This is a genomic window from Campylobacter sp. BCW_6467, assembly GCF_001762855.1.
Taxonomy (GTDB): domain Bacteria; phylum Campylobacterota; class Campylobacteria; order Campylobacterales; family Campylobacteraceae; genus Campylobacter_D; species Campylobacter_D jejuni.
The window spans coordinates 1-2,273 of record NZ_MJXP01000009.1; the positions used below are offsets into that span (position 1 = coordinate 1).

The 2,273-nt window shown below is 27.0% G+C and carries 1 protein-coding gene and 1 pseudogene; both read right to left on the reverse strand.

The annotated features are described in order from the left end of the window. Positions 1-1,908: hypothetical protein (locus tag AJ888_RS09335; protein ID WP_070296099.1), on the reverse strand; the 1,908-nt coding region annotated here is incomplete at its 3' end. Between the two features lie 45 nt (positions 1,909-1,953). Next, a pseudogene (locus AJ888_RS01160) lies at positions 1,954-2,273 on the reverse strand (sugar transferase); the annotation flags it as partial.

Here is a 2,273-nt window from a genome sequence, read left to right on the forward strand (position 1 = left end):
CCCCCCCCCATACCAATTTTTATTAGCTTTGATTAATTCTTGACCAAGTTTATAAGTAAAACATTCTTTTTCTTTTAAAGCCTCTTTGTAATCAGGATAAGCTTCTAATGGAGGTAGTTTTAAAGAAGGATCTTTTTTTATTTTTTCTTGAAAGATTTTTTGTTCTTGTTTGTGCTTGTCATAAATATATGATAATACAAAAGGCATTCTTATATAACCAAATATAGATTTAGAATTAACTATCATAGCTTGACCAAGTTTATAAGAGAGTTGGTTTTGAATACGAGCTTTAGCTGAATTCGAGTAAATAAAATGATAAAATAATTTAGGTTTTATTATATTATATTTCTCTTGAATTCTTGAAAAAAAATTTATAAAACTTTGTAATTTCTCTTCTTTATATGTATTATTCTCTCTCAATATTGATATATCTTTTTTTAATTCTTCGGTAATGTCTGGAAAATCTTTTATAACAGTACTACTTCCACCTAAAAGTGGATAAGGAAAAGCTGTATTTGCTACAAGATTATTTGCAATAAGCCATCTAAACAATAACATATGGGTTTCAATATCAAATTTTTTAGGATAAGATACAAACTCTTGCATTTGTTTGTTAAATTCAGCTCTTTTCCACATCAACAAAAGTTTCTCCATGGCTCCTCTTTTACCACAAGAAAAACTATCGCTAACCCTGCCATTCATATGAAGATGATGTGCAATATAAATTTCATCGTCCTCTAATCTAAGCAAGTCCTCTATATTAATTACTTCTGCAAAATTACAATCGGGTCTAATCCTAATCACATAATCATATTTAATATTATTTTCTTTTTCATATTCCTCCATTAGCTCAAAAACCCTAAAACAACCATAATATAATTTAGTTGCTGTATAAGAATGTTCTTTTAGACCTGTTTGCTCAATAAATGCTTTTTGATTTTCTAGTACTACTTTTTTACAATTATATATTTTTTTTAAATCTTGAATTTCTAATACATCACTAATTTCTCTGTCTAGCTTATTATATGTGTGTTGAAATAATTGCTTAAAAAGGTGGTTATTTCTTATTTCATTCGGTGCTATAAGGTTAAAATCTTGACTTAACAACCTATATACCCAATTACTGCCTCCACATATTCCTGGCCATTTTAAATGCTCACTCCAAGAAAAAACAAATACATCTGCATTCAATGGTTTTACTATATTATCAACAATTTGATCAATTGGTTTTAAATAATCACCCCTCATTGCACCAGAAATGCAAACAGCGACTTTAACATTTTTACTTGTGCTAATTTCACTTTTACTAATACCATTTTTCATTCTACTACTAAATCTAAGATAATATCTTTTAGATCCATTTTCTTTTGGAAATAGCCATTGAATAATTGCCAAAATCACAGTTGCTTTCATAAAAAAAACATTGTCCTTAAACATCTCAAAATAATCTATTGATCTTGAGATAAAAAACTTTTTTGATAAAAGAATTTCGTAAGATGGTTTAGGAATTTTATAGGATGAAATTTTTACATCATCAACAATAAGATAGTTTTTAAATATATCTAACACTTCTTCAGGAATATATCTAAAATTGTTAATAATATTTAAAAGTAAATAACAACCTATCGATTCTCGAGATACGCTAGAATACTCCTTTATATCAACTAATTCATCTTTTGTTTTTAATAGCTTATCTACTTCACTACGATATGAATTGGGAAATATTTCCTCGAAGATTTTTCTTAATTTACAATCTTGCAAAATTTTATAAAATTGTCCTGTATAAGTTAAATACAGAACATATTCTTTTGTAAAAATATCATTTTCAATATTCAATTCATATATTTTCTCTAACATATAAAAATTCCAATTTTCTAAACATTCTTGGATGTTTTCAACACTACTCATTATCTTAAGCCTTTCTTTGAAATTCCCTTTTTCAACTTCCTAATCTCAAGCAACAACTTGATATACCCCCCCCCCATACCAATTTTTATTAGCTTTGATTAATTCTTGACCAAGTTTATAAGTAAAACATTCTTTTTCTTTTAAAGCCTCTTTGTAATCAGGATAAGCTTCTAATGGAGGTAGTTTTAAAGAAGGATCTTTTTTTATTTTTTCTTGAAAGATTTTTTGTTCTTGTTTGTGCTTGTCATAAATATATGATAATACAAAAGGCATTCTTATATAACCAAATATAGATTTAGAATTAACTATCATAGCTTGACCAAGTTTATAAGAGAGTTGGTTTTGAATACGAGCTTTAGCTGAAT